Raw genomic sequence first — 23,012 nt, 5'->3', positions numbered from 1 at the left:
CTTGCGTCGCTTTTTGCCGTATGCTTGCGGGCGTGACGCGTCGACTTGCGGAAGTTGCTAAGAAGGTCGGGGTCAGCGAGGCCACGGTCAGCCGGGTGCTGAACGGCAAGCCCGGGGTGTCCGACTCCACCCGCGCGGCCGTGCTGACCGCGCTGGACGTGCTGGGATACGAGCGGCCGACGCAGCTGAGAGGCGAGCGCGCCCGGCTGGTCGGCCTCGTGCTGCCCGATCTCGGCAACCCGATCTTCCCCGCCCTCGCGGAGGTGGTCGGAGGCGCCCTCGCGCAGCGCGGCTTCACCCCCGTGCTGTGCACGCGCACGGCCGGAGGGCTCTCCGAGGCCGACTACGTCGAGATGCTGCTGGAGCAGCAGGTCTCCGGGGTGGTCTTCGCCGGCGGGCACTACGCCGAGGCCGACGCGCCCCACGAGCACTACCACCGGCTCCTCGGGCTGGGGCTGCCCGTCGTCCTGGTCAACGCCGCGGCCGGCAGCCTCGACTTCCCGCGCGTGTCGACCGATGACGCGGTCGCGGTGGAGCAGGCGTTCAGCCACCTGATCTCGCTCGGCCACGAGCGCGTCGGCCTGGTGCTCGGCCCGGAGGACCACGTCCCCTCGCGGCGCAAGCTCAAGGCGTTCACCCTGGCGGCGCGGCGCGCGGGGCTGGAGATCGGCCCTGGCGCCGTCGAGCGCAGCCTGTTCTCCCTCGAAGGCGGCCAGGCCGTGGCCACGCGGCTCGTCCGCGAGGGCGTCACCGGCATCATCTGCGCGAGCGACCCCCTGGCCCTCGGCGCGATCCGCGCGGTGCGCCGCCTCGGCCTGTCGGTGCCGCAGGACGTCTCCGTCGTCGGCTTCGACGACTCCTCCTTCATGAACTGCACCAACCCGCCGCTGACCACGGTGCGCCAGCCCATCGAGGCGATCGGCCGCGCCGCGGTGACCCTGCTGGTCAACCAGATCGAGGGGGCTCCGCCGGCCGCCGAGGAGCTGCTCTTCGAGCCCGAGCTCGTCGTCCGCGGCTCCACCGCGCCGGCCAAGGTACGGGCGCTGGCGGCCTGAGGGCCGGTGGCGGGGCCCTCAGTCCTTGAGGCTCTGCTCGGCGAGCCGCTGGGTGAGGTGCTCGCGCATCTGCTGCGCGACCGGGGCGTCCATCTTGTCGGTCAGCGCGAGCGCCTGGGTCAGCGAGTCCTGCGCCGCCTCGCCGTCGCCCGCCGCCTGTTGCGCGTCGCCCAGCCTGATCAGCGTCCTGGCCTCCTGGAGCGGCATGTGCATCTGCCTGAACAAGGTGAGCGCCTGCTCCAGATGGATGACCGCCTGGGGCGCGTCGTCCCGGGTCTTGGCCAGCTCACCGAGGCCGAGCTGGACCCGTGCCTCCACGAGGTGCTCGCTGGAGGTGCTCGCCAGCATCAGCGAGCGTTGCAGCGCGCTCTCGGCCTCGGGGAGCTCCCGTCGCCGGAGCCGGGCGACGCCGAGCCCGTGCAGGGCGTACGCCTCTCCGGTGGGGTCGCCGATGTTGCGCACCACGTTGAGCGCCTCCTCGAACACCTCCACCGCCAGCGCCGGCTGGTCCGACTGGAGGTAGGTGTGGCCGATGCGGTGCAGCACCTGCGCCTCGACCCTCCTGCTGCCGCTCCGGCGGCTCAGCTCCAGTGCCTCTGAGAGCAGGCGCTGCGCGCCGGGCAGGTCGTCGAACTCCAGGCGGAGCTGGGCCAGGTTGTGCAGCACGTACGCCGAGGCGACCTGGTCCCCGTTGCTGCGGAAGATCTCCAGAGCCCGCCTGTAGTGGGCCTCGGCGTCGGCGAACCTCCCGCTCAGCCGGTCGAGGAACCCGATGTTGCGGATGACCAGGGCCGTCCCCTGGCTGTCACCGACCTCCTCGAACAGCTGGACCGCCGCCTCGAAGTCGCAGCGCGCGTCGCCGAACCGCTGCTCGGTGATGTAGAGCGAGCCCCGGGAGTAGAGCATCGCCGCCTGACCGCACCTGTCCTGCGCCTGCCGGGTGGCCGTCAGCGCGATCTGGTGGGTCTCGCGCCAGTCGTCGAGGTACACGCGCGACTCGAAGAGCGTCACCGAGCTGATCGCCAGGTCCCAGCACAGGTCGACGAACCCGGCCTGCGCCGCCTGGCGTATGCCGGACACGAGCATGGAGCGCTCGCGCTCGTACCACTGGAGGGGTGAGGCGACCAACTGGTCGACCAGCTTGGCCGGAAGCGGCCACCTGGGGGCCTGGCTGTGGATCTGGACGTAGTCTCCGCCGTACTCCCGGCGGTGCGCCGCCTCGGCGAGGAACAGCAGCCCGCCGAGGACGCGCGCCAGGGCCGCGTTGCGCTCGCCGGCGGTCTCCTCGGCCGCCAGGCGCTCCCGGGCGAACACGCGGATGAGGTCGTGGAAGCGGTACTGGCTGTGCACGCCGTACCCGACGCCCGTGGTCTCGATGAGCTGCGCGTCCGCCAGGTCGTCGAGCAGGTCCTGCGCGGTGACCAGGGGCTGGTCGAGCAGGGCCGCGCTGACCCAGGCGGAGAAGATCTGGGCGTCCAGGATCGTCAGGCGGCGGAACAGCCGCCGGGCGTCCTCACCGACGCTGTCGTAGGTCAGGGAGATGCTGGCGCGGATCCCCATCTCGCCGTGCTTGAGCTCGTCGAGCCTGCGGGTCTCGTCCTCCAGGCGGCTGACGAGCTGCTCGATGCTCCAGTGGGGACGGGCCGACAGGCGCGCCCCGGCGATGCGGAGCGCGAGCGGCAGGTGGCCGCACAGCTCGGACAGGGCCTCGGCGGCCTCGATCTCCGACTGCACCCGCTCGATCCCGGCGATGCGGGAGAGCAGGTTCACCGACTGGTCGGAGTCGAAGGTCCCCACGTCCACGTGGACGGCGCCCGCCAGCCCCGCGAGGCGGCTGCGGCTCGTGATGATGACCGCAGAGGACGGGTTTCCGGGGAGCAGGGGGAGCACCTGGCTCTCGCTGCCCGCGTCGTCGAGGACGATCAGCATCCTGCGGTCGGCGAGCATCGCGCGGTACATCTCGGCTCGTTCCTCAAGGCCGTCGGGTATCGCGGTGCCGGACACGCCGAGCACGCGCAGGAACCGCTCCAGCACCTGCATGGGGCTGGTGGGGCGGGACGCGGCGCCGTGCAGGTCGGCGAAGAGCTGGCCGTAGGGAAAGCGCTCGCCCACACTGTGGGAGGCGTGGATCGCGACGGTGGTCTTGCCGACGCCGGGCTTGCCGACGATCACGATGATGGGCACGGCGAACCGCGAGCGGTCCTCGGTGGCGAGCATCAGCCGCTGCCGGATGTCCTCGATCTGCTTGGCGCGGCCGGTGAAGTCGGCGATGTCGGTCGGCAGCATTCCCGGGATGCCGGGGACCGTCGGGGCCGGCTGGATCTCCACCTTCTCCGGCACCGGGGGCGCGGGCGGGTCGAGGCTCTCGTCGGAGGTGAGGATCGCGTGTTCGAGCTGCTGCAGCCGCTCGTTGGGCTCGATGCCCAGTTCCTCGATCATCGTGCGGCGGGCGTTGCGGTAGACCTGCAACGCCTCGGCCTGCCGTCCCGATCGGTACAGCGCCGTCATCAGCTGGCCGCGAAGCCGTTCACGCAGGGGGTACTCGTCGGTGAGCTCGGTCAGCTCGCCGACCAGCTCGTGGTGCCGGCCGAGGTCCAGCTCCAGCTGGATGCAGTCCTCGTTGGCGGTGACGCGGTTCTCGGTGAGCCTGCTCGCCGCCGACTGCACGAGCCTGCTGTCGATTCCGTCGAGGGCGGGCCCGCGCCACAGCGACAGCGCCTCGCGGTAGTGCTTGATCGCCTCGTTGACGTTGCGGGCCTCGCGGGCGTGCCGGGCCCGCAGGGTCAGGCTCTCGAAGCGCTGGGCGTCGATCTGGTCGGCGGCGACCCGGATCGCGTATCCGAGCGACTGGGTGGAGATGATGTCCGGGTTGCCGTGGGCGGCGAACAGGCGGCGGAGGGACGAGATGCAGATCTGCACCTGGGCGCGGGCCGTGGTGGGGGGCTCGTCGCCGTAGATGGCCTCCATGAGCCGGCCGATGGTGACGACCCGGTTCACGTCGAGCAGGAGGACCGCGAGCACGATCTGCTGTCGGATTCCCCCGAGATCCAGCCGGCGATCGCCCTCGGTCGCTTCGAGAGCTCCCAGAATCCCGAATTCCACCTGCATCTCCTCGCATGAAAAGCTCGCGGCCCGTTCCGGAAGTTCGCTCACCCTCCGATGCGAGAGGTACCAGGTGCGTGGTCCAGGAGATCCACCCCGTAGTAAACATCGGCATTGGCCGTCCGTGACACTGTGCGCAGATACTGTCGGGCGCGAGCTGGTCACATATGGCGATGTCACTTATGTCTGGATCGTACTACTATACGAGGTTCGGATCTATAGAGAGTGTGCGAATAATTTCTGAATCCGCATACTTATTTGCGCGTGCAACCATCTGAGGGTGCTGGGTCGGGATCCGAACTGTGATATGTCCCGGTATAGGGTAGTTTTCGGGGAGCTTGTCAGGGGCTCTGGTAAACCAGGTGACGTGTGGGAGAAGTGGTCCGGCGAGGCCGGATGCGGACACGGGAGCCGCGACGTGGCTCCGGACGGCTCAGCCCCAGGGAGTGTTGCCGCCGGCGGCCCTCAGCGTGGGCCGGGACGCTTTTGTGCCTGATGGGGACGCCGTGAGCGAGGGGAACCCCGCGCGGGCCGTGACCGCTGCGGGAAAGGCTCCGGCGCCGGCGATGGAGGCGGATAGGGAGCCCCGGCGGCAGTTGTGAGCGCTCATTTCGCTGACCTCTTCGTGGTGTCGCAGTGGAGTGTTTGTCAGCCGATCGGCTGGAACACCGTCAACGTAGAAAGCGCCACCATTCGGTTCTTATCGGATCTCTTCTCGCCTGGCATCTGTCCAGGTCACGACGCATATCGGCGATTTCTCATGTTTCGCCCAGATTGTCGGATGGGGGTCTTCGCCGGGGTGCCGGGAGGGGTGCGAAAGCGGTGTGACCTGCGGCGGGATGTCCCGGGGCGGCGTCGAGTGATAGCCGTGAATAGCCGGGCGAAAGTGAACCGATAGCGGCCTGCGGCACTCTGACGCGCAGGCCGGGACTGGCCGGTGCCACCGGCATCTTCCTGCCCCCGGATACGCATGCGCGTCGGGCCGGGGACGGCGGGCCGGGTGGACGACCTCTTCGCCGGGCTGCTCGCGCGCGCGTCGCGCGGACGGCGCCGGCGACCGGCGCGCCGGCCGCGATGGCGCTTGGAGCTGTCCGTCTTGGCGGGCCGGCAGATAGGTGTTCTTGACATGAGTATTACTGCGCAAGCGTTGGACGGCGTTTACGGCCGCTCGGCCGCCGGCGTGCGTGCGCGCCTGGAGCGGGACGCCCACGGCGGCTGGCAGGATCTGGCCGACGCGGAGACCGACAGCGAGGGCCGGATATGCGAATGGCGAGACAAGAAACTCGACCGCGGTCTTTATCGCATCAGGTTCGACAGCGACTACTACTTCGTCGGCCTGGGGCTGAGTGCGGCCTATCCGGAGATAATCGTGACTTTCCGAATGCAGGATGAGACCGACGCCTACCAGATTCAGGTGATGCTTTCCCCGTATTCGTATTCCACTCATTTCAGGATCGCGTGATCGACGGTATTCGAGCTGTGGCCCGTCCCGGCCTCCGTCGTCCCGAGCGAGGCGCGGCGCCCGGGGTGGTCCAGGCGGAGAAGGGAATCCGACAGTGACGACCCCCGGCATTCCGAGCGCGGCGGACACCGCGCACGCCCCGAAGGCGGGCAGGCCTCCGGCCGCCCGCTACCACCCGTCCACGCCCGTGGACCTCCCCGGCCGCCTCTGGCCGGACAGGACCATCGCCTCGGCTCCGCGCTGGGTCTCCACCGACCTGCGCGACGGCAACCAGTCGCTGGCCAACCCCATGACCCCCGACCGCAAGATGGCGATGTTCGACCTTCTTGTGCGCATGGGGTATCGGGAGATCGAGGTCGGGTTCCCGGTGGCGAGCCAGGACGACTTCGCGTTCGTGCGCAGGCTGATCGAGCGCGACCTGATCCCCGACGACGTGCGCGTCTCGGTCCTGGTGCAGGCGCGTGACGAGCTGATCAGGCGCACGGTGGAGAGCCTCGAAGGCGCCCCGCGCGCCACGATCCACCTGTACAACGCCACCTCGCCGCTGTTCCGGCGCGTGGTGTTCGGGATGAACCGCGACGAATGCAAGGACCTCGCGGTACAGGGAACCCGGCTGGTCATGAAATATGCGGACAAGTTGCTGAGCGGGTGTGACCTGGGTTTCGAGTATTCACCCGAGCTCTTCAACGACACGGAGCTCGATTTCTCCCTGGAGGTCTGCGAGGCCGTGATGGACGTCTGGCGGCCGGGGCCCGGGCGCGAGATCATCCTCAACTTCCCCACGACCGTCGAGCGCTCGCTGCCCAACGTGTTCGCCGACCAGATCGAGTGGCTGGACCGCAGCCTCTCCCGGCGGCGGCACGTCTGCCTGTCGATCCATCCCCACAACGACCGCGGCACGGGCGTCGCGTCGTCGGAGCTGGCCCTGCTGGCCGGGGCACAGCGCATCGAGGGCTGCCTGTTCGGCAACGGGGAGCGGGCCGGAAACGTCTGCCTGGTCACGCTCGGGCTCAACCTGCTGACCCACGGCGTCGACCCGGGCATCGACTTCTCCGACCTCGACGGGGTCCGCCGCACGGTGGAGTACTGCAACGAGATCCAGGTCCACCCCCGCCACCCGTACGGCGGCGACCTGGTCTACACCTCCTTCTCGGGCTCGCACCAGGACGCGATCAAGAAGGGCTTCGACGCCATGGAGAAGGCCGCGGGCGAGGCGGGGGTCCGGGTGGGAGAGCTCCCCTGGGAGATGCCGTACCTGCCGCTCGACCCCCGGGACGTCGGCCGCACGTACGAGGCGGTGGTCCGGATCAACAGCCAGTCGGGCAAGGGCGGCGTGGCGTACGTCATGAGCGCGCGGCACGGGATGAACCTGCCGCGCCCGCTGCAGGTCGACTTCGTCGGCGCGGTCCAGGAGATCGCCGACGCCGAGGGCGGGGAGATCACCCCCGACCGGGTCAAGCGGATCTTCGACCGGCGGTACGTGGAGTACCCCCTGCTCCCCATCCCGCTCGTCTTCACCGGCGAGCCCGTGACGGCCGAGCTCCACATCGACGGCGAGCGGTTCGACGTCGGCGGCGCGCGGTCGGACTCGGTCCGCGAGGTGCGGGGCGCGCTCGCGCGGTGGGGCGTGGACGTACGTGCCGTGCACCGCACCGCGTGTCCCCCCGCCGTGAGCCGGGAGGCCGAAGGGTGCGCGGTCGTCTACGCCGAGTGCCGGGTCGGCGGAGGCACGTTCTGGGGCGCGGGCGTCGACCGCGACGTGGAGGCGGCCTCGCTGTCGGCGGTGCGCTCGGCCGTCACCCGGGCCCGGCTCGACGCCGTGCCCGGCACCTCCCCGGCCGGGGCCGTGGCGCCCTCGCAGGTCGCGGCCGAGGCCGTGCCGGCCCAGGCGGGCAAGCCCGCCGACCACGGCGTGCCCGCGCCGCGTCCGTCCCGTCCGTCGATGGCCTCGCGGCGATAGCCGCGCGATAAGGGCTGGAAGGCGCCGAAGCCTAACGTGGCCATTGTTAGAAAAAACGGACAAGTACGGACAATCGGAAAGGCGCCACGATCATGCGGCGAGTTCGGCTGGGAAACGACGTGTTGTGCGCGATTCATTGGATCCGCTCACATCGTTGGTCCTCAAGGCTGTGCTTCTGATCCGCGGCGACATGTGAAATTCGTCGGGAAAAAGGGAGGCTCGTCATGAGCCTGATCGAACGACAGGAGGCACTTGCCTCCCTGGAGGGCCTACTCGCCAGCGCCATCATGGGAAAGGGCCGGGTCGCCCTGGTAAGCGGTACCGTCGCCACCGGTAAGAGCGAGTTGCTGCACAGCTTCGCCGAGCAGGCCGCCGAGCTGGGCGCGCTGCCCATCACGGCGACGGGCTCGCTCGCCGAGAGGGACCTGCCGCTCGGCGTCCTTGGCCAGCTCATCCAGGACGCCCCGCTGGTCCTTGAGGAGCGTGAGCGCGCCATGGCCCTGCTGCGGGAGGGCGCCCGCACCGTCACGTCGTCCGGTCCCGAGACCGACACCCTGAAGCAGGTCGACGCGCAGATCGTGCACGCCCTGTGCACCGTGCTGCTCGAACTGTCAGAGCGCTACCCCCTGATGATCGTGGTTGACGACGTGCACCACGCCGACCGGGCGTCGCTGCTCTGCCTGGCCTACCTGTCGCGCCGGGTGCGGTTCGCCTCCATCGTGGCGGTGTTCAGCCACTCCACCCACGGGCGCTACGCCGAGACCTCCTTCCCGACCGAGCTGCTCCGCCAGCCCCACTGCCGCCGCGTCCAGCTCGCCCCGCTGTCCCAGGCCGGGGTGATGAGCCTGGTGGCCGAGCAGCTCGGGACCCAGGGCGCCGAGCGGTTCGCCGGCGAGTGGTACGCGCTCAGCGGCGGCAACCCGCTGCTCGCCGCCGGGCTGGTGGAGGACTACCAGGCCGCCACACGGGCCGCGGGAGAGCCCCCCGCCGAGCTCGTCCCCGGGGACGGATACGGGCAGGCCGTCCTCGCCTGCCTGCACCGCGCCGACCCGAAGATGCTCCAGGTCGCGTGGGGGCTCGCGATCCTCGGTGAGCCCGGATCCCTCGACCAGCTCCTGGACGTCGGCCCCGACTTCGTGTCCCGCGAGCTCCAGGCCCTCTCCACCGCCGGGCTGCTCACCATGGGCCGCTTCCGCCACGAGGCGGCCCGCGCGGCCGTACTGGCCGAGCTCGACCCCGGCGAGCGGGGCACGCTGCACCGCCGCGCCGCGGAGCTGGCCTACGACAGCGGCGGCTCGACCACGGTGATCGCCGAGCACCTTCTCCACGCCGGGCGCGTCGACGACCGCTGGGCGGTCGACGTCCTGGAGGACGCCGCCCGGCACGCGCTGCGCGACGGCCGCGTCGAGGCCGCCGTGGACTACCTCCGCCTGGCCTGCCGGATCAGCACCGACGACCACCAGCGGGTGAGGATCACCACCGCGCTCATGCGCGCCGAGTGGCGGATCAACCCGAGCACGCCCACCGGCCACTTCCCCGAGCTGACCGACGCGCTCCACCGGGGGCAGCTGCGGGGCAGCGACGCGGTGGTGCTGGCCAAGGCCCTGATGTGGCACGGCCGGTTCGACGACGCGCAGGACGTGCTGAAGCACCTCAGCGAGTCGGGCGAGAAGCTGGACGCCGACACCGTGACCGAGCTCGTGGTCACCCGCCCCTGGCTGCGCTGCTCCTACACCCCGTTCCTCTCCCAGCTTCCCCAGGTGACCGGCGAGCAGTCCCGCGCCGCCATCCTGTCGGTGGCGGCCTACCGGCGCCTTGAGTCGGCGATCACGCTCGCCGCCGTGCTGACCAGGGGGCCACGCGACGAGATCGTGGCCGTGGTCGAGCGGATCCTGCGCAGCTCCCGCCTCGACGAGATGTCGATGGACACCGTGGAGAGCGCCCTGCTCGCCCTCACCTACGGCGGACGGCCCGACAAGGCGGCGCCGTGGTGCGACCTGTTCATCGACGAGGCCTCCTCCAGGCACGCCCCGAGCAGGCGGGCACGGCTGTCGGCGATCAGGGCCGAGATCGCGCTCCGCCAGGGCGACATGCTCGGCGCCGAGTTCCACGGCCGCCTCGCCCTGGACATCATCCCGCTGAGCGGCTGGGGCGTCGCCGTCGGCGGCCCGCTGTCCAGCCTCGTGATCGCCTCCACCGCCATGGGCAACCACGACGCCGTCAACGAGCTGCTCGACCAGCCCGTGCCGGACGCCATGTTCCAGACCCGGTGGGGACTGCACTACCTGCACGCCCGGGGCCGCTACAGCCTGGCCACCGACCACGCCCAGCTCGCGCTGCGGGACTTCCAGCGGTGCGGGGAGCTGATGGGCAGGTGGGACCTCGACGTGCCCTGGCTGATCCCGTGGCGGACCGAGGCGGCCGAGGCGTGCCTGCGGCTCGGACGGCCCGACCAGGCCCGCCGCCTGGTGGAGGAGCAGATCAGGCGCTGCGGGACCAGCGCGCCGAGGGTGCACGGCATCGCCATGCGCCTGCTGGCGGCCACCAGCGAGCCCCGTCACCGTCCCATGCTGCTCCGGCAGGCAGGCGACCTCCTGCAGTCGGGGGGAGACCGGTACGAGCTGGCGCGCGTGCTCGTCGACCTCACCGAGGCCTTCCACGCGCTCGGCGAGTACCGGCGGGCCGGGATGATCGGCGGCCGTGCCCGCGCGGTCGCGCAGGAGTGCCACGCCGACCCGCTGAACAGGTCGCTCACCCGGGACGGCGACGCCGGCGCCGCCGCGGTCACCGGCTCGGCCACCGAGGTCGCCGACGTGACGGCCATCCTGAGCGACGCCGAGCGGCGGGTCGCGGTGCTGGCCGCGGCCGGCTACACCAACCGCGAGATCGCCGACAAACTGTACGTCACGGTCAGCACCGTCGAGCAGCACCTGACCCGCACCTACCGCAAGCTGGACATCACCAGCAGGGCCGAGCTGCCCTCCACCCTGGAGCTCGGCACCTCGATGCCCGCCTGAGACGGCACCACCCCAGAACCGCCTGAACCGCCTCCGCCGCGGGAGCGCTCATGTCGCCCAGCGCGGTCCCCCCGGAGCCCCCGGCGTTCCCGGCCTCCATGGCCGACGCCGCCTCGGGCCGGGGAGGAGACCGCTTCGCGTGAGGCGGAGCTCGCGCAGGGCGCGCGCCGCGCCGGTCTGCCTCGCCAGATCGAGCGCGCGGCGCGCGACCTGCGCGCAGCGTTCGCTCTCGTGCGCGTCGGCGTACGCGTGGGCCAGGCGGGCCAGGTCGTAGGCGGTCGCCGCGCTCGTCTGGGCGGAGGCGAGCTCCCGTTCCAGGATCTCGATCGCGTCGTCCAGGTGGCCGAGGTCGAGGAAGCACTCAGCAGCCAGCACCTCGTGCAGCGAGGGGGAGTAGCCGAAGGTGTACCTCGTACGCTCCTCCGGCTCGGCCTCGGGCGGCTCGGCGGACTCCTCCAGGCGGCGGTGGCACATGTCCTCCTCCCCGGCCATGGCGTGGCCCCGTGCCTCGCGCAGGCGGGTCAGCGCCGCAAGGCGCGGGGAAGGGGCCGCGTGCTCCCTGATCGGGCGTTCGCGGGCGGCGACGGCGATCTCCACCACCTCGCCGGGATCGCTGCGCGGGCCTGTCAGCCCGGCCCGGCCGGCCAGCGTGTACGCCACCAACCGCTCGTCCTCCGACTGGCCGGCGGCGCGCCGGGCCCGGTCGGACCACCGCAGGGCCTCGCCGAGGTCGCCCGCCTCGTACCGCATGCGGCTGATCGTCTCGGCGTCCTCCGACGAGAGCATGATCAGGGCCCGGCGCACGGACGGCCTGGCGTCGCCGTGGAAGCCCTCGATCAGGGTGAAGACCGGGGACAGGACGTCGGCCAGGTCGGCCGGGCGGCGGGAGGACCGGGCACAGGCGTCCAGGAGGGCTTCGAGGTAGGCCACGGTCTGGAGGTCGGCCCGTGCCGGGTTCTCGATCGCCCGGCCGGTCCGCTCCTCCTCCTCGGGTGTGAACCGGCCCGGCACCAGCGGGACGCCCGTCAGGTGGTGCCAGAGCGCCGTGCCGGCGGGCTCCCCGCTCTCGCCGAACAGGTCCGCCTCGCCCGCGCCGTAAAGGCGGCAGAGCAGCTCGGCGTGACGCTCGCCCGGGCGCCGCTCGCCGGTCTCCCAGGAGCGCACGGTCTCCGTGAGCCCCCGTCCGGCGGGCAGGCGGTCGCGGGTGTCCTCGTCCGCCTCGGCCGCGAGGCGCCGCCCGAGCTCCTCACGGCTCCACAGCCTGCCCCGCCGCCAGGCCCGTAGCCGCGCGGCCCAAAGGGGGATGTCGATGGCGATCATCGCGGCTCCTTCCGACACGCGTGCCCTGACGACTGCCGTCCCCCATCCTTCGCCGTCCCCGTGGGTCCGTCATCCCCCAACCTGAGGATGAACCCTTCGCCACGCGGCCTTCGGGCGCCCGCCGCGTGAGGTCCGTACAGGGGGGCGTCGTCACACCAGGAGCGAGCGGGCCTCGGCGGACACCCGCGCCATGCCCAGGCGGTCGGCCAGGCGGAGCGAGCGGTGCAGCAGGCGGGTCGCCTCCCCGGCCGGGTCGGCCGGGTCGAGCAGCCGCAGGGCCTTGGCGCGGTCGAGCTGGATCCTCGCCATGTGCGGAGGCGCGGCGGACACCATGCGCGTCGCCTCCTCGTAGCAGCGCAGCGCCCCGGCCGCGTCCCCGGCGGTCATCGCCAGCAGCCCGCGGAACCGCGCGGTCGGCCCGAGCAGCGCGGTCGGCCACCCGGCGAGCACGATCTCCTCGGGATAGGCGGCCAGCCGGTCGCGCAGCAGAGGCACGTGGGCGTCCAGCCCGGCTCCCTCGACGCCGGCCTCGGCGATCAGGGAGCACGCCTCGGCCAGGACCGCGAGCGTCGGCACCGTCCATCCGTGGGGCGGCAGCGCCTCCAGGCCGGACGTCTCGCGCACGATGGCCGCGAGCCGGTCGGCGGCCTCGTCGTACTGGGCGGCCTCGCACAGGGCGAGCACGTGCGCGGCCCGCCAGATCGGGAAGTACCCGTGCTGCTCGATCTGCCGGGCCAGCCCCGACCCGAACAGCTCGCTCATGCGTCCCCGCTCGTGGAGCAGCCAGTAGTACTGCCCCATCCACGTCTGCTGGAGCGTCTCCGCGGGGACGGCCTGACCGGCGGCCAGCTCGTCGACCATGCGCCGGGACTCGCCCATGAGGCGCTCCTCGGCGCGCTGGAAGTCGCCGTTCCACAGGTCCATCACCGTGTCCAGGGTGTTCTGGAGCCAGGGGCCGAGCACGCGGGGGTTGCGGGCGACGTGCCTGCGGTGGCTGTCGACGGTGCCGAGCGCCTCGCCGAGCATCCCGAGCCTGAGCTGGTCGATGGCCAGGGCGACCATGGCCTCGCTCTGGAAGTAGGCAGACCCCGCCTTGATCCCCGCGTCGTGGAGCCGCGCCGCGATGTCGAGCAGCTCGCCCGGGCGGGCGTGGTCGAACAGGGCCCACCGGCACTCGTTGAGGACCTCGCAGCGCACGAGGGGGTCGCCGTCCACAGGAAGCTCCCGCAGCGTGGCGCGGGCGAGCTCCACCTCCGGGGGCGGCCCGCCCGGGCCGGCGCTCTGGCCGACCGCCATCGTCTGCTTCTTGGCGAGGTGGGCCTGCAGTTGCAGGCGCAGCGCCACGGCCTCCTCGCCGGAGTCGTCGCCGAGCCCCGCGATGCCGGCCTGGAGCAGGTGGGTGAGCTGCTGGTCGACCTGGCCGGGCGCGGACCACCTGCGGGCCAGCCGGATGGCCGCCGCCGCCGCGAGTCTCGGCAGCCCCTCGGCGGTCTGGTAGGCGGACAGGTAGCGGCGTCCCGCCTCGTCCATGTCGCCGCCGTCGCTGAGCGCGTCGCCCAGCGTGATCAGCAGGCCGGCGCGGGTGACGGGGTCGCACCGGAGCCCGAGCCCGATGTGCGCCCAGGCGACCGCGCTCTCGACGCCGAACCCGCGCTGCTCGGCCCGTGCCGCGTCCAGGCAGGCCGCGGCGGCGCGCTCCTGCGGGACGCCCGCCCCGGCGGCGCGCGCGTGCTGGGCGATGCGCACCGGCAGGGCGGGATCGACCCAGCCCAGGGTGGTCGTGCGCTCGGACAGGGCCTCGAAGGCGCGGCGGTGCAGGTCCCTGGCCAGGGCGGGATCGCGCTTCAGGTCGTCCAGCACGCCCTCGCGCGAGCGGTCGTGCGGAAAGCACACCCGGTCGTGGCCCTTGATGGCGTTGCCCGCCGCGGCCAGCGCCTGGTCGCGGTCGGCCTCGCCGGGTGGGAGATCCAGCATGCGCGCCACCAGGGAGGTGTCGATGTCCAGGCCCAGCGCGGTGATCGCGGCGGCCGCGAGCCAGCGGAAGGCGGGACCGGCCCCGGCGCGGGCGGAGCGCGGCTCGCCGTGCTCGGAAAGGTCGCACAGCTCCAGCGGCAGGCCGTCGGTGGCCCGCGCGGCCTCCTTGGTCTCGCCGGGCGTCGGCTCCCTGCCCCATACCTGGCCGAGCCACTGCCCCACCTCGTCCAGGGTCAGCGGGGACACGGTGACCGTGTCCATGGCCTCCTTCCAGTGCGCGGCCTCCGCTCTGGTGGCGAGGACGAAGCCCACGGGGGCGGGGCCGAGCCCCCTTCTCACGTGCTGGAGCAGTTCCTCGGCGTACGGGCTGAGCAGGTGCGCGTTGTCGAAGGCGACCAGGAGGCCGTCACCGGCGGCCCGGCGCAGCAGGGTCGTCAGCAGGAAGGTCAGCTCCCTCGGGTCGCGCTCGTGGCCGGGCCGGACGGGGGAGCCGCCGAGCGCGCCCGCGGACATCAGCTTCTCCAGGGTGTCCCGCTCCTGGGTGCTGATCGGCTCGGCGGGGCTCGACAGGTCGCGTCGCAGGTGCGCCCAGAGCGCCCCGGAGAGATCGCGCCACGGTTGCAGGCCGTCGAGTTCCCTGCACATGACGGTCACCATGCGCACCCGCGTGCGTGCGGCCACGCGGGCTGTCTCCCTCAGCGGGCGGGTCTTGCCGATGCCGCCCACGCCGCACACCGCGAGGGCCGCGGGGTCGCCGCCGCCCAGCCGGTCGATCAGGCGCGAGAGCTCCAGCGTCTCCCGCCGGCGGCCGACGAGGACGGGGGGCCCGCCCTGCTCCTCAGGCTCACTGCCCGTGCCGAGCGGCGCCCCTACGTCGAAGCCGTGCTCGTGCAGGGCCAGCAGGTCGTCGGCGCGGCGTACGGCCTCGTCGCCCCGCGAGTGGAGGCGGCGCCGCTCGACGACGCGCCGGGCCGCGGCCCCGCCGTCCTCGCGCAGGGTGGTGAGGAAGCGGAGCAGCCACACCGCGGTGGTGTCGTCCTGCCCCTCGCCGACGACGCCCTCGGCGAGGAAGCCCGCGTCCTCGTAGCGGCCCCGCTGGAGCGCGATCCTGGCGACGAGCCGCACGAGCTCCCTGCGCTGCTCCTCCAGCTTGGCGCGGTAGGTCTCGCAGACCCACGGCAGGCTCCAGCCGGCCGCCAGCGATGCGAAGGGAGCGCCCCTCCACTCGCCCGCCGCCGCGCGCAGGGCCGCCATGGCCGCGGTGAGGTCGCCCTCGTCGTACAGCTCGCGCCCCTCGCGCAGCCGCCTTTCGAACCGGGAGGCGTCCAGCGTCGCCGCCAGGTGACCCTCCTGCCGCTCCACCAGCTCGTAGGCGTGCGACCACTTGGCGGGAGGGATGTCGAGCCCGCTGCCCGCGAGGGCCTGCCGCAACCGCGACAGCGGGGGCGCCACGTCGGCGACCGGCCAGTCAGGGCCCTGCCCGAGCGCGGCGGCCAGGGTGCTCTGCGGGATCGGGTTCCTGGCCGAGACGAGCATGGCGAGGGCCTTGGCCGTCTGCGGGAGGAGCTTCCTCGGCGCTCCGTCCACCAGGATCGAGACCTCGCCGAGCAGTCTGATATCGAATATCGCCACGTTCACCGCCGGGATCGGTTCGCGATTCGCAATCGACGGCCTTCCCCGCAAGGTCATCGCAAGGATCAATGGCCACGATGGGGCCGGTGGCAGAAAACAGCCGTAAAGACTTGTTAACGCTATGACGTGGGGTGAGCGCGTGGCAAGGATCGACCGAATTTCGGTTGACGCGCTCGACGAGCGCCAGCTCGAAGAGGTCAGGCAGAGCGTACGCCAGGAACGTGACGCCGAGGCTAATAAGGCTTTAAGTGTAGCGATAATGGGTCAAACGGGTGTTGGAAAGTCGTCATTGCTCAATGTCCTGTTCGGCACCCGGTTGCCGGTGGGAGACCTGAAACCGGCCACCTGTGAGCCGCGAGTCATCTCTATTCCCGGCAATTCCGGCCATACGCTGACATTCTGGGATATGCCTGGAATTGGGGAGTCGGCGGGCGCCGACCTCGCGTACAGGTCGATGTACCTGGACAGGCTGTCCGAGTCCGACGTCGTCATCTGGGCCGTCCACGCCGACAGCGGGTCGGCCGCCGAGGAGACGCGCCGCCTGAACCGGATCCTGCGGGACGCGGACCCGGAGCTGCGGCGCCAGGTCGTCAGCAAGCTGACGTTCGTCCTCACCAAGGCGGACACGCTGACCCCGCCGCCGTGGATCTTCGACATGCGCGGGCCCCACGGCTCCTTCGTGCCCAGCCCGGCCCTGGCCGCCCGGCTGGAGCGCAGGGCCGCCCACGTCGAGGAGACGGTCGTCGCGCCGTGGTGCGACCTGCTGCGCGCCGGCACGTACAACACCGGGGAGTTCACGGTGTCGGACGACCGGCTGAGCTTCGACAGGCACGCCGTTCGCTATCGGGGCCATTTCACCGAGCAGGTGCGCGAGCGGTACTCCGCCGCCCATCCCGAGCACGCCGCGGTGTTCTCCCGCCTGCGCGACAACCATCGCGTCCTGCCCTGCTCGGCGCTGTTCCGCTTCAACCTCGCGCGGCTGATGGTGAGCGTGGTCAACAAGCTGGGGCCCACCGCGGTCTTCCGGTTCCAGCGGGTGCTGGACGACGCCGCCGAACTGGCGGGCGTGCCGGTCTCCGCGATGCGGGAGTACGGCAACTTCGTGGTCTGGGACGGCGTCCGCGGCGTCAGGGCGTTCGACCTGGCCCGGTTCCCCCTGTGACCGCCCACCGGGGGCCCGCGGGAACCGCCGTCCCACCGGGTGCGGGAGACCGGCCGTGATCGACGACGACGAGATCCTCCGGACGGTGGAGGCGAGGCGCCGGGAGGACGCCGAGTACCTCACGCGGCTCGACTACGCGGTCCAGTACCGAGACGAGGCCGCGATCGAGCACCTCATCAAGGCGGCCGTCACGCGGCGGCTCGGCGTCGTCGCCGACGTGGGCTTCGACGTCGTCAGGAGCATCTGGAACTGGCTCGTCGCGCGCTGATCCGTGGCGCTTCCCGCGTTCCTTCGGTGCCCGCGCGACGTGCGGAGACGCCTCTCACCCCCCGCCGGCCTCCCTTGTGTAACGGCGATGTGACCGGTATGTGATCGAATACCGGCCCACGCGGACCCCCCGGGCGCACGCGCGCCTCCAAATTATGGAAAGAATGTGTATGTAGATGGACTAGTCCGTCCGACACCGGGGGAGGCGCGGAGCGTTGGGCATGCGTGGGGCAGCCGGCCCGTCGATGAGCCTTGCGGCGATCGACGACGCCCTGCGCCGCCGCATGGACGAGCGCGACCGCATCGCCGGCGACCTGCTCGACCTCGACGGCCACCCGAGCCACGAGCTGCTCAAGGGCCTGACCCCCACCGGCGAGACCGGGCGGCGCTGGGAACAGGCGCGGGTCAGGCTGGTCACCCTGTGGTGGCTCTTCGACACCTATCGCCGGGTGCTCGACCGCGCCCAGGAGCTCAGGGCCGCCGGCAGGCCCGACACCGCCTCGCTGACCACACTGCTCACCGGCCCCTCGGTGGAGCTCAAGCCCGACGACGTGCCCGTCGAGAAGCGCTCCCTGCTCCGGGCCGTCGGCGAGTGGATCACCCTGGACGTCGTCCTCGCCCGCATGGACCAGGCCTACCGCGAGGTCGCCGAGACGATCGGGGCCGTGGACGCCGCCTGGAGCACGCTGCTCCCCAAGCTCGACGAGACCGACGCCGGGCGCCGCGCGGCGGGTGACCTGGCGCGCGAGCTCGGCACGCCCGACCCCGCGCTCGACCGCCTCGACGCCGAGGCCGTCCGCCTCCGCGCCGCGGTCACCACCGACCCCCTGGGCTCCCTCGCCCTCCGCGGCGAGCTGGACGCGACGGCCGCCGCCGTGGCCGCCCGCCGCGCCGCGCTGGAGCAGGCCGTGCGGGTACGCGACGAGTACGCCGAACGGGCACGCCTGCTCGGCGAGCGCATCGCGCGCGTCGCCGATGCGGAGGACGAGGCGCGCCGGATCCGGGACCTGGTCACCCAGAAGATCGCCTCGCCCGTCCTTCCCGAGCTGCCCGACCAGGCGCCCGCGCTGCGCGACCGGCTCGGCGCGCTCGGCACGGTGGAGGGCCGCTGGCTGGAGCTGGTCGAGCGGCTGACCGGTCTCGAACGCGGGGTCGAGGAGGCGCTCGCGCAGGCGGGCAGGGTCGCCGAGTCGATCGGCGGCCTGATCGGCCGCCGTGACGAGCTTCGCGGCCGGCTCTCCGCCTACCAGGCGAAGGCCGTGCGCCTCGGCCACGCGGAGGACGTCACGCTCGCCGGGCTGTACGGAGCGGCGCGCGACCTTCTCTGGTCGGCGCCGTGCGACCTGCGGCGGGCCACCGTCGCGGTCGCGGAGTACCAGCGGGCCATCACTCGGATCGGAGCGGCCGGATGACCAAGTGCACGCAACCCGGATGCGCCGGGACCGTGGTGGACGGGTACTGCGACACCTGCGGCATGGCCCCCGCGCCCGAGCCCGCCCCGGCCTCCATGGGGCCGGGGAACGGCGGTCTGCCGAACGGGCCCGCGTCCGCCGTGCAGGGCGCGCCGCTGGGCCCTCCCGGCGTCGGCGCGTCGGGCCGTCCGGGGACCGCGTGGCCCTCGACGTCCTCCGGCGTGGTCGCGCCTTCCCAGGGCGCGCCGCCCTCCGGTACGGCCGCGGGACGCCCCGCGACCGCGTGGCCCTCGGGGGGAGGGCCGGCCTCAGGCGGGCCGCCGCCGGGCTCGATGACCAGGCCGTCCATCGGCGTCCCCGGCACGGCCGCCACCAGCTCGTCCGGCGCGGCGTCGACCGGCTTCGGCGGCGGCTCCCGGCGCACGAGCACCCGGGCCCGCAGGGGCATGCTCGGCATGGGACTGGTCGAGGTGCCCCCGGTGCCCTACCGGGACCCTTCGGCGGTCGTGCTCGCCAACCCCGTGGTGCCCGAGGACCGGCGCTTCTGCGGCAACCCCGACTGCGGCAAGCCGGTGGGCCGCCGCAGGGACGGCCAGCCGGGCAGGCCCGAGGGGTTCTGCCCGCACTGCGGCCAGCGTTTCTCGTTCACGCCGAAACTCCGCGACGGCGACCTCGTGGCCGGGCAGTACGAGGTCAAGGGCTGCCTGGCCCACGGAGGCCTCGGCTGGATCTACCTGGCCGCCGACCGCAACCTCGACGGCCGCTGGGTCGTCATGAAGGGCCTGCTCGACACCGGTGACCTGGAGGCGCTCGCCGCCGCCGAGGCCGAGCGGCGCCACCTCACGGCGATGGACCACCCGAACATCGTCAAGATCTTCAACTTCGTGAACCACCCCGACCCCGGCACCGGGACGATGGTCGGCTACATCGTCATGGAGTACGTCGGCGGCGAGCCCCTGCAGGACCTGCTGCGCAAGCGGCTCAGGGAGACCGACAACCGCGAGGCGCTCCCGCTGTCGCAGGTCATCGCCTACGGGCTGGAGATCCTCCGGGCCTTCGGCTACCTGCACGACCGGGGCATGCTCTACTGCGACCTCAAGCCGGCCAACGTCATCCAGGTGGAGGAGCAGCTCAAGCTCATCGACCTCGGCGCCGTGCGGCGCGTGGACGACGCCGACAGCGCGATCTACGGGACCGTCGGCTACCAGGCGCCGGAGATCGCGTCCCAGGGCCCCTCGGTGGCCTCCGACCTGTACACCGTGGGCCGCACGCTCGCCGTGCTGAGCCACCCGTTCAGCCCCACCAGCGGCGGCACGACCACACCGCTGCCCGACCTGGGCCCCACCCGCGAGTCCTACCAGCGGTTACTGCACCGGGCGACCGACCCCGACCCCGGCAGGCGCTTCCAGAACGCCGGGGAGATGTCCGACCAGCTCGTCGGCGTGCTCAGGGAGACCAGGGCCGCCGAGGAGGGCATCCCGCACGGCGCCCAGTCGGGCGTGTTCGGCCCCGAGCGCACGGCCGTGGGCACCGACCTGGCCCCGGCCACCACCGGCCAGGTGTTCGGGGCGCTCGCCCGGCTGGACGCCGCGTCCGCGCTGCCCGTCCCCCTGGTAGACCCGCTCGACCCCGCGGCGGGGTTCCTCGCGGGCCTCACCTCGGGCAACCCCGACGAGCTGATCGCCGTGCTGGAGTCGGCGCCTCCCACCCCGGAGACCTCGCTCGCGCTGATCAGGGTGCTGAGCGAGCTGGGCCGCCCCGTCCCCGAGGCCCTGTACGCGGCGGCGGGGAACGACCTGCCGGGCGACTGGCGGCTCTGGTGGTACCGGGGGGTCGCCGAGCTGGCCTCGGGCGACGCCGGCCTGGCCGTGCGGTACTTCGACGGGCTCTACTCCTGGTTCCCCGGCGAGAGCGCGCCCCGGCTGGCCCTCGCGTTCGCGCTGGAGGCCGCCGGGTCGAGCGCCGAGGCCGCCCGCCACTACGCGGCCGTCTGGCAGACCGACCGTTCCTTCGTCAGCGCCTGCTTCGGCCTCGCGCGCATCCGGCTCGCCGCCCACGACCGCGCCGGAGCCACCCACGCCCTGGACGAGGTGCCCCCGACCTCCATCCACCGCACCGCCGCCCAGGTGGCCGCCGTGGCGGTGACCGTACGGGGGCAGGCCCCGGCCGAGCCCGAGCTGGTCGCCGCCGGCGAGCGGCTGCGGAACCTCAAGCTGGACTCCCGCGACCGCGACGGGCTCGCCTCGGAGGTGCTTGAGAGCGCGCTCGCCAGGTTCGTCACCGGCCAGTCGGCGTCCGGCGGCGGCACGCTGCTCGGCACCCCGCTGAACGAGCGGGGCGTGCGAGGCGAGCTGGAACGGGTCTACCGCGCGCTCGCCAGGTCGGCGGGCTCCACCGAGGACCGGCACGCCCTCATCGGGCGGGCCAACGCCGTGCGCCCGAGGACGATGCTGTGAGCGGCTCCTGTCCCCGGTGCGGGACGCGCGTCCTCGCGGGTGAGGCGTTCTGCGAGGGGTGCGGTCACGACCTGTCCTCGGCGGCAGGCGCGGCCTGCACGGCCTGCGGGTCGGCGAGCGTGGGCGCGGACGGCTACTGCGAGAACTGCGGCATGCTCCAGCCGACGGGCCGCGACCACGTCGAGATCGAGCTTCCGGTCTCGGCGGGCGTCAGCGACCGTGGCCTGCGGCACAGCCGCAACGAGGACGCCATGGCCCTGCTCGCCGTCGGGCCGGCGTCGGTCGTGGCGGTGGTCTGCGACGGGGTGTCGACCTCCCCCCGCCCGGACGAGGCGTCCCAGGCCGCGGCCGACCTCGCGGCGGCGACCCTCGCCAAGAGGCTCGCCGACGGCGACGACGCCGAGACGGCCACCCGTGAGGCCGTACGCCTGGCGGCCGACGCGGTCGCCCTCTCGGCCAGGCCCGGCGAGGACTCGCCCGCCTGCACCTACGTCTCGGCGGTGGTCGCCGGGCGGCACGTCACGGTGGGCTGGGTCGGCGACAGCCGGGCGTACTGGCTCGGCTCGCAGTCGGCGCTGCTCACCACCGACGACGCCACCCCCGGCACGCACATGCTGACCGCGTGGCTCGGCGCCGACGCGGGCGAGGTCGTGCCGCACATCCGGACCTTCACCACCGACGGGCCTGGAGTGGTGCTGCTGTGCAGCGACGGCCTGTGGAACTACTACCCGGAGCCGGAGGCGCTGGCCGCCACGGCGTTGAACGAAACCCCTCTCGCGGCGGCGCGGCGGCTCGTACGGCTGGCGAACGAGGCGGGCGGGCACGACAACATCACCGTCGCGGTCATCCCGTTCGGACAGGGGGAGCGGGCCGACACCACGGTGGCATTCCCGAAGGAGAGAAGTGACTGACTTCACCATTCGCGTGGACCAGAACAAGTACCTGCCCGCGGGGAGCCAGGAGGTCCACGGGATCATCACGGTCGAGGCGAGCGGTCCGATGGAACGCGCCCCGGTCGCCGAGGCGGCCGAGGTGATCATCGTCGACACCTCGGGCTCCATGTCGTACGGCAAGATCGCCGAAGCCCGCAAGGCCGCCCAGGCCGCCGTCGACACGCTCCGCGACGGGGTCCACTTCGCGGTGATCTCCGGGAACCACCAGGCCGAGGTGATCTTCCCGGGCGGCGGGCGGCTCGTCCCGGCGGACGCTCAGAGCCGGCACGCCGCCAAGGACGCGATCTCCCGCCTGCGGGCCGAGGGCGGCACCGCCATGGGACGGTGGCTGCGCCGCGCCGCCGACCTGTTCAGCGCCCACCAGGTGAACCACCCCGGCGCGATCAGGCACGCCATCCTGCTGACCGACGGCAAGAACGAGCACGAGCCCGCCCCCGAGTTCGACGCCAACCTCGCCTACTCCTCCGGCAAGTTCGTCTGCGACTGCCGCGGCGTGGGCACCGACTGGGTGGTCGCCGAGGTGCGCAGGATCGGCTCCACCCTCCTCGGCAGCGTGATGGACATCCGCAGGCCAGAGGAACTGGAGGCCGACTTCCGGGCGATGACCGAGGCGTCGATGGGCAAGACCGTCGCCGACGTCGCGCTGCGCGTGTGGACCCCCCGGGCGGCGACGCTGAACTTCGTCAAGCAGGTGTCCCCGGCGCTGGAGGACCTCACCGGCCGCCGCACCGAGGTGGACGCGCTGACCGGCGACTACCCCACGGGCGCCTGGGGCGGCGAGTCGCGGGAGTACCACGTCAGCGTGCGCGTGCCGGCGGGCAACGTCGGCCAGGAGATGCGCGCGGGCCTGGTGAAGCTGGTGCTGCCCGGCACCGGCCAGGTGCTGGCCAGCGGCAACATCCTCGCCCAGTGGAGCGACGACCCCGTCCAGTCCACCCGCATCAATCCCAGGGTCGCCCACTACACCGGGCAGCAGGAGCTGGCCTCGCTCATCCAGGAGGGCCTGCAGGCGCGCAACGACGGCGACGAGGAGACCGCGACCGCGCGGCTGGGCAAGGCGCGCGGCATCGCCAAGGAGGCCGGCAACGAGGCGACCGCCAAGCTGATCGAGAAGGTCATCGACGTCGATCCCGAGACGGGAACCGCCCGCCTGAAGCGCGTCGTCGACAAGGCGGACGAGATCGCGCTCGACGTGGGATCCTTCCGTACCGTCCGCCTGCGCAAGGACCCGGAGAACTGA

The 23,012-nt window shown here is 72.5% G+C and carries 14 protein-coding genes; 10 read left to right on the top strand and 4 right to left on the bottom strand.

From position 1 onward, the window contains the following. Positions 1-32: 32 nt before the first annotated feature. Positions 33-1,055: a LacI family DNA-binding transcriptional regulator gene (locus tag ACGFIV_RS06380; protein WP_392832546.1), complete on the top strand. Its 1,023-nt coding sequence runs from the start codon at positions 33-35 to the stop codon at positions 1,053-1,055. A gap of 18 nt (positions 1,056-1,073) precedes the next feature. On the opposite strand, the gene ACGFIV_RS06375 is transcribed toward ACGFIV_RS06380, so the two are convergent. Next, positions 1,074-4,157: a BTAD domain-containing putative transcriptional regulator gene (locus tag ACGFIV_RS06375; protein ID WP_358551708.1), complete on the bottom strand. Its 3,084-nt coding sequence runs from the start codon at positions 4,155-4,157 to the stop codon at positions 1,074-1,076. 1,000 nt (positions 4,158-5,157) lie between these two features. Between ACGFIV_RS06375 and ACGFIV_RS06370 the strand changes: the two genes are divergently transcribed. From ACGFIV_RS06370 to ACGFIV_RS06360, 3 genes are all read left to right on the top strand, one after another. Next, the gene (locus ACGFIV_RS06370) at positions 5,158-5,619 is read left to right on the top strand and encodes a hydroxyisourate hydrolase (RefSeq protein ID WP_358551710.1); all 462 of its coding nucleotides are present in this window, start codon (positions 5,158-5,160) and stop codon (positions 5,617-5,619) included. Positions 5,620-5,728: 109 nt separating this feature from the next. Then, positions 5,729-7,579 (top strand): 2-isopropylmalate synthase, encoded by a 1,851-nt coding sequence (gene leuA / locus ACGFIV_RS06365; protein WP_392832625.1) that lies wholly within the window; start codon positions 5,729-5,731, stop codon positions 7,577-7,579. 224 nt (positions 7,580-7,803) lie between these two features. Continuing rightward, positions 7,804-10,596, top strand: coding sequence for an AAA family ATPase (locus ACGFIV_RS06360; RefSeq protein WP_392832542.1), 2,793 nt, complete (start codon positions 7,804-7,806; stop codon positions 10,594-10,596). 48 nt (positions 10,597-10,644) lie between these two features. On the opposite strand, the gene ACGFIV_RS06355 is transcribed toward ACGFIV_RS06360, so the two are convergent. Next, positions 10,645-11,916, bottom strand: coding sequence for a hypothetical protein (locus ACGFIV_RS06355; protein WP_392832539.1), 1,272 nt, complete (start codon positions 11,914-11,916; stop codon positions 10,645-10,647). A gap of 150 nt (positions 11,917-12,066) precedes the next feature. Continuing rightward, positions 12,067-15,522, bottom strand: a complete 3,456-nt coding sequence (locus ACGFIV_RS06350; RefSeq protein WP_392832536.1) for an AAA family ATPase — start codon at positions 15,520-15,522, stop codon at positions 12,067-12,069. A gap of 121 nt (positions 15,523-15,643) precedes the next feature. Here ACGFIV_RS06350 and ACGFIV_RS06345 point away from each other — a divergent pair, with 121 nt between their 5' ends. From ACGFIV_RS06345 to ACGFIV_RS06335, 3 genes are all read left to right on the top strand, one after another. After that, positions 15,644-16,684 carry a GTPase family protein gene (locus ACGFIV_RS06345; protein ID WP_392832532.1) on the top strand — a complete coding sequence of 347 codons (1,041 nt, stop codon included), beginning with the start codon at positions 15,644-15,646 and terminating at the stop codon, positions 16,682-16,684. Between the two features lie 55 nt (positions 16,685-16,739). After that, positions 16,740-16,952 carry a hypothetical protein gene (locus ACGFIV_RS06340; protein ID WP_392832529.1) on the top strand — a complete coding sequence of 71 codons (213 nt, stop codon included), beginning with the start codon at positions 16,740-16,742 and terminating at the stop codon, positions 16,950-16,952. A gap of 220 nt (positions 16,953-17,172) precedes the next feature. Next, positions 17,173-18,363 (top strand): hypothetical protein, encoded by a 1,191-nt coding sequence (locus ACGFIV_RS06335; protein WP_358555379.1) that lies wholly within the window; start codon positions 17,173-17,175, stop codon positions 18,361-18,363. On the opposite strand, the gene ACGFIV_RS06330 is transcribed toward ACGFIV_RS06335, so the two are convergent. Then, positions 18,338-18,811, bottom strand: coding sequence for a hypothetical protein (locus ACGFIV_RS06330; RefSeq protein ID WP_392832628.1), 474 nt, complete (start codon positions 18,809-18,811; stop codon positions 18,338-18,340). The two genes, ACGFIV_RS06335 and ACGFIV_RS06330, sit on opposite strands and share 26 nt — an antisense overlap. Here ACGFIV_RS06330 and ACGFIV_RS06325 point away from each other — a divergent pair. Genes ACGFIV_RS06325 through ACGFIV_RS06315 form a run of 3 tightly spaced genes read left to right on the top strand, consistent with a single transcriptional unit; the run spans position 18,696 to position 23,012 of the window. Continuing rightward, positions 18,696-20,819, top strand: a complete 2,124-nt coding sequence (locus ACGFIV_RS06325) for a tetratricopeptide repeat protein (RefSeq protein WP_392832622.1) — start codon at positions 18,696-18,698, stop codon at positions 20,817-20,819. The genes ACGFIV_RS06330 and ACGFIV_RS06325 overlap by 116 nt on opposite strands. Then, positions 20,816-21,730: a protein phosphatase 2C domain-containing protein gene (locus tag ACGFIV_RS06320; protein ID WP_358555371.1), complete on the top strand. Its 915-nt coding sequence runs from the start codon at positions 20,816-20,818 to the stop codon at positions 21,728-21,730. Before ACGFIV_RS06325 ends, ACGFIV_RS06320 begins: the two co-directional genes overlap by 4 nt. Beyond that, complete coding sequence (locus tag ACGFIV_RS06315; RefSeq protein WP_358555368.1) at positions 21,723-23,012, top strand: VWA domain-containing protein; 1,290 nt, start codon at positions 21,723-21,725, stop codon at positions 23,010-23,012. Before ACGFIV_RS06320 ends, ACGFIV_RS06315 begins: the two co-directional genes overlap by 8 nt.

It is taken from the genome of Sphaerisporangium sp. NPDC049003 (assembly GCF_043197795.1).
Lineage (GTDB): Bacteria > Actinomycetota > Actinomycetes > Streptosporangiales > Streptosporangiaceae > Sphaerisporangium.
Note: the sequence above shows the minus strand (reverse complement) of the source record. Positions and strands in the feature narration are given on the sequence as shown.

Bases quoted from the DNA above. Each gene is read 5' to 3' on its own strand.
- ACGFIV_RS06355 (WP_392832539.1), bottom strand. From the start codon at position 11,916: ATGATCGCCATCGACATCCCCCTTTGGGCCGCGCGGCTACGGGCCTGG.
- ACGFIV_RS06335 (WP_358555379.1), top strand. From the start codon at position 17,173: ATGCGTGGGGCAGCCGGCCCGTCGATGAGCCTTGCGGCGATCGACGAC.
- ACGFIV_RS06330 (WP_392832628.1), bottom strand. From the start codon at position 18,811: ATGCCCCTGCGGGCCCGGGTGCTCGTGCGCCGGGAGCCGCCGCCGAAG.
- ACGFIV_RS06360 (WP_392832542.1), top strand. From the start codon at position 7,804: ATGAGCCTGATCGAACGACAGGAGGCACTTGCCTCCCTGGAGGGCCTA.
- ACGFIV_RS06345 (WP_392832532.1), top strand. From the start codon at position 15,644: ATGACGTGGGGTGAGCGCGTGGCAAGGATCGACCGAATTTCGGTTGAC.
- ACGFIV_RS06325 (WP_392832622.1), top strand. From the start codon at position 18,696: ATGACCAGGCCGTCCATCGGCGTCCCCGGCACGGCCGCCACCAGCTCG.